General features: G+C 73.7%; 4 protein-coding genes. 1 reads left to right on the top strand and 3 read right to left on the bottom strand.

The window, feature by feature from the left end; genetic code table 11:
* Positions 1-119: 119 nt before the first annotated feature.
* Entirely contained in the window at positions 120-1757 is a 1638-nt protein-coding gene (locus ACFWXO_RS41815) for an alpha/beta hydrolase (RefSeq protein WP_380531584.1), read from the bottom strand.
* 114 nt (positions 1758-1871) lie between these two features.
* On the opposite strand from ACFWXO_RS41815, the gene ACFWXO_RS41810 reads away from it, so the two are divergent.
* On the top strand, positions 1872-2330 hold the full coding sequence (locus tag ACFWXO_RS41810; RefSeq protein ID WP_380531581.1) for an SRPBCC family protein: 459 nt from the start codon (positions 1872-1874) through the stop codon (positions 2328-2330).
* A 6-nt stretch (positions 2331-2336) separates the two neighbouring features.
* Here the strand turns inward: ACFWXO_RS41810 and ACFWXO_RS41805 are convergent, their stop codons facing one another.
* Positions 2337-3152, bottom strand: a complete 816-nt coding sequence (locus tag ACFWXO_RS41805; protein WP_380531578.1) for a hypothetical protein — start codon at positions 3150-3152, stop codon at positions 2337-2339.
* Between the two features lie 178 nt (positions 3153-3330).
* Positions 3331-4272: a TIGR01777 family oxidoreductase gene (locus ACFWXO_RS41800; RefSeq protein WP_380531575.1), complete on the bottom strand. Its 942-nt coding sequence runs from the start codon at positions 4270-4272 to the stop codon at positions 3331-3333.
* Positions 4273-4464 lie beyond the last annotated feature (192 nt).

Here is a 4464-nt window from a genome sequence, read left to right as displayed (position 1 = left end):
TTTTGTTTTTGGGGTGGTGGGGTCGTTTTTTCTATAAACCCCCCCCCCCCCCCCCCCCCCCCCCCCGCGGGCGCGCCCCCCCCCCCCCCGCTCAGTGCTGTCGGTCCTTCGGGGGATTCCTAGCGCAGCACCCCGCGCACGGCCTCGGGGTCGCTGGGGGCGAGCGGGGCGGCCGGTGCGGTGGTGAGGGCCTTCGCGGTGGCGGGCGGCGGGGTCACGTACACGGGGGCCGGGTCGGCCTCGGGGGCGCAGGTCCTGGCGATCCGCCCCTTGCCCTGGGGCAGGCTGCCGTCGCGCAGGTAGGCGGTGAAGGTGTCGTCCAGGCAGGCGTTGTCGTGGAAGAGGATCTCGTGGAAGCTGCCGCCGTTCTGGACGACGAGCTTGGAGCCGGGCAGCGCGTCGTGCATGGCGAGGCCGCCCTGGTAGGGGGTGGCGGCGTCCTCGGTGGCCTGGAAGAGCAGGACGGGGGGCAGGCCCTTGCCGGTGATCTTCAAGCGGCCGGCCGGGTTGCCCTGGTAGGGCCAGAACATGCAGGCAGCGTTGTACCACATGTTGTTGTAGGCGTAGAAGGGCGCGCGGGCGTCGACCTTCGCCTGGTCCTTCTTCCAGTACTCCCAGTCGCGGGGCCAGGCGTTCTCGGTGCACTGGGCGGCGTTGTAGGCGGGGAAGGCGCCGTCGTCGGCGCCGGGGGCCGCGTACTTGTTGTAGGCGATGTTCAGCGGCCGGGTGTCGTGCTGGGTGAGGTAGCCGGACAGCACGGTGGCCATCCGGGGCCAGCGCAGGAAGTTGTAGCCGCCGCCGTAGAAGGTGTCCTCGAACTCGGCGGGGCCGATCTTCCCGGGTGCCGGGGCTGCGTCGACCGGGTCCTTGCGCAGGGCGTCCTCGACCTGGTGGTAGGCCTGGGCCACGGCGGCGGGGTCGGTGCCCAGGTGGTAGGTCGAGTCGGCCTTGGCGGTCCAGGCGGTGAAGGCGTCGAAGCGGCGCTGGTGCTCCTCGTCCTGGAGGACGTTGTGGTCGTACCAGCTGATGGTCGGGCCGACGATGCTGTCCAGCACCATCCGGCGCACGTGGGAGGGGAACAGCTGGCCGTAGGTGGAGCCGAGCGAGGTGCCCCAGGAGCCGCCGTAGTAGTTGATCTTCGGTGCGCCGAGGGCCCGTCGGATGCTGTCCAGGTCGCGGGCGTTGTCGACGGTGGTCATGTGCGGCAGCAGCCAGGACCAGTCGGCCGCGCAGTCGGCGGCGTAGCCCGCCGCCTTCTTGAGCCAGGCCTTCGAAGTGCCCTGGCTCAGCTGGTAGTCGGGGCGCTCGGCGTCGAAGTAGTGGGCGTCGCAGATGACGTGGGGGTCGCTGCCATTGGTGCCGCGCGGGTCGAAGCCGATCCAGTCGTAGGTGGCGGCGACGTCCGCCGGGATCTTCCCGGCGATGTAGGCGGGCATCCACAGCCCTGAGTCGCCGGGGCCGCCGGGGTTGAGCAGGATCGGGCCCTGCTGCTTGTCCTTGGGCGCGGTGGCGGGCAGCCGGTTGAGCTTGATCCTGATCCTGCGCCCGTGCGGGTCGGCGTAGTCCACCGGCACCTCCAGCATCGCGCACTGGAGGGCCGGGGTGGCCGGGTCGTTGCAGGAGCTCCAGGCGAGCGCGCCCTGACCGGTGTCGACCAGGTCGGGCCCGTCCGGTTCGGCGGCGGAGGCGGGGCCGACGAGTCCGCCGAAGGTGGCGAGGGCCGCGGCGGCCGAGAGCAGGGCGATGGCTTTTCTCATGGAGAGCATGATGTGACATGTGCAATGGCACATCCAGGGAACGGGCTGGACTTTGCCAAGCTTTGACCGGGAGTCGGCGGCCGGATCGTGCGCCTTTCCGCCGTACACTGCCGCATGGCCCGATTCGTCCTGACCCGCCGTTCCCCACTGCCGCCCGCCGAGTGCTGGGCCCGGCTGACCGCCTGGCACCGGCACGGCGACCGGGTGCCGTTCACCCGGGTGAGCGTGGTGCGGGGCGGCGGGCAGCAGGTGGGGGACGTGGTCCTGGCCCGGACGACCCTGGGGCCGCTGCGCCTCGACGACCCGATGGAGCTGGTCGAGCTGGCCGCGCCCGAGCGGTGCCGGCTCGCGAAGCGCGGCCGGGTGGTGCGCGGCGGCGCCGAACTGCGGGTCCGCGCGGTGGGCGCGGGCAGCGAGGCAGTGTGGGCCGAGGAGCTGCGGATCACCGGGCTGCCCCGGCTGTTCGACCCGGCGGTGGCGCTCGCCGGGCGGCTGGTGTTCGGCCGGGTGCTGGACCACCTGCTGGCCACGGACCCGGCCGAGGACCGGGCCGAGGACCCGGCCGGGGACTGAGCTCCGTTACGGCCGGCGGGTGCGCCAGCCCAGGTACTGCTCACGCACGTAGTGCCGCTGGTCGCCCTCGACCGTGACCTGGTCGTACGTCACCAGCTCCTCCGCCGCCCGCAGGGCGATCGCCAGCGCCAGCCCGTCCCCGTCCCGCAGGAAGACCCGGTCGGCCAGCGCGGCGCGCCGCAGCAGGTACTCGCGCCGGCCACGCTGCCGGGGCCGCCGGACCTCGGGCGGCAGGGCGTCCGCCTCCTGGTCGATGCCCGGCGCGTCGGCGTAGGCCCGCTCCGCCCCGGGCGCCCCCTCCGCGGGCGCGGCCCACACCCGCAGCGGCGGCAGCTTCGGGAGGCCCCGCACCCGGAGCACCTCGTTGGCGAACCCCGCCTCCTCGACGGGCAGTCCGCGCTCCCCGAAGACCGCGAACAGCTCGGCCATGGCCCGCGGCGGAACGCCCGAGGGGGCGTCCTCCCGGGTGACCAGGACCTTGCCGAGGAGCGGTCCCGCGAACCGGCCCGGCGGATCGGCGAGCCCCAGCCGCAGGGTGAGGCAGCGCCTGCCGATCTCCTCGTCCTCGTCGAACTCCATCGCCAGACCGCGGAGTTCCGCCCAGGCGAAGCGGCGCGGCAGCAGGTACCGGACGAGGGTGACGCCCTGCTCGTCGGCCCTCAGCCAGAAGGCGTACGGCGTGGCGAAAAGCGCGGCCGCGGCGACCAGGGCCGCGACCAGGAAGGCCCCGAAGGCGTCGACCGCGCCCGTGACGGCCAGGGCGACGCCCGTGACGACCATCAGCGTGAAGCCGACACCGGAACGCTCGCTCCGCATCTGCATGGACGACAACCGCACCGTGCGCATCCCCCGCCCCCTCCCCCGTGGCCCCGCCCCCCGTGGCCGCCACCACCGTCCCGTCCCGGCCCGCTCCGGGCAAGCTCCGGCGCGCAGCTGTGACAGCCCCGTGACGCCCCGGCCCTCCCCCGGGCCCGCGCCGCCGTCCGTGCCGCCGCCCGCCTCACCGTCCGCGCAGCCGCCGCACCAGGTTGCGGGCGGCCTCCGGCCAGTCCGGGTAGGCGAAGGCGAAGCCCGCCTCCAGCAGTCGGGCGGGCACCACCCGGCGGCTCTTCAACAGCAGTTCGCTCTCCGAGCGCAGTGCGAAGGCGCCGAGTTCGGCCATCCAGCGGGTCGCCGGGAGCGCCAGCGGCATGCCCCAGCCCGCGCGCAGCTCGCGCATGAACTCGCGCTGGGGCAGCGGGTTCGGGGCGGCGAGGTTGACCGGGCCGCTGAGCTCCTGCCGGGCGATCAGGAACTCGACGGCACGGACGAAGTCCTGCTCGTGGATCCACGACACGTACTGGGCGCCACCCGCGATCGGCCCGCCGACACCGAGCCGGGCCAGCCACGACAGCGAGTCGAAGGCGCCCCCGCGCTCGGGGCCGAGGACGACGGCGGTACGCAGCGCGAGGTGCCGGGTGTGCGGGGTGTCGGCGTCGGTCTGGGCCTCCTCCCAGGCCCGGGCGATCTCGACGCTGTACCGCCAGGAGGCGGGGGCGTCGGGCTCGGTGCCGCCGATCCGGCCGTCCAGTTCGCCGTTGGGCGCGTCGTGCCGGTGGGCGTAGACGGTGGCGGTGCTCATCTGCAGCCAGACGGCGGGCGGCCTGCGGGCGGCGGCGATCGCCCGGCCGACGGCCCGGGCGGAGTCCACCCGGGAGTCCATCATGGCCCGCTGGTTCTCCTGCGTGTAGCGGCAGTTGACGCTGCGCCCGGCCAGGTTGACGACCACGTCGCTGCCGTCCAGCTCGGCTGCCCAGGCACCCTGGGTCCGTCCGTCCCAGCCGACCTGCCGGGGCCCGGCGGGGCGGCGGGTGAGCACCGTGACCTGGTGCCCGGCGGCCGTCAGGCTGCGGTCGAGCAGGGTCCCGAGCGCGCCGCAGCCGCCGGGGATGACGATCTTCATGAGTTCCCCCTCATCTTCACCCCGAGCGTAGCGCGCATATTGAACACGTTCAATTCGACGGGAGCGGCGGTTCGCCCGCCGCCGCACCCCTCGACGACGAAGCGCCCGAACTCCGCGGTACCAGTGTCTGTTAAACAAAACCCAGCCCCCCAGAACACAAAAAATCTCGGGGTGGGGCGGAGGGTGGGTGGA

The sequence above is a fragment of the Kitasatospora sp. NPDC059088 genome, assembly GCF_042738155.1.
Classification (GTDB): Bacteria; Actinomycetota; Actinomycetes; order Streptomycetales; family Streptomycetaceae; genus Kitasatospora.
The sequence above is the reverse complement of the archived record's forward strand: the minus strand, read 5'-3'. Positions and strand labels throughout refer to the sequence as shown.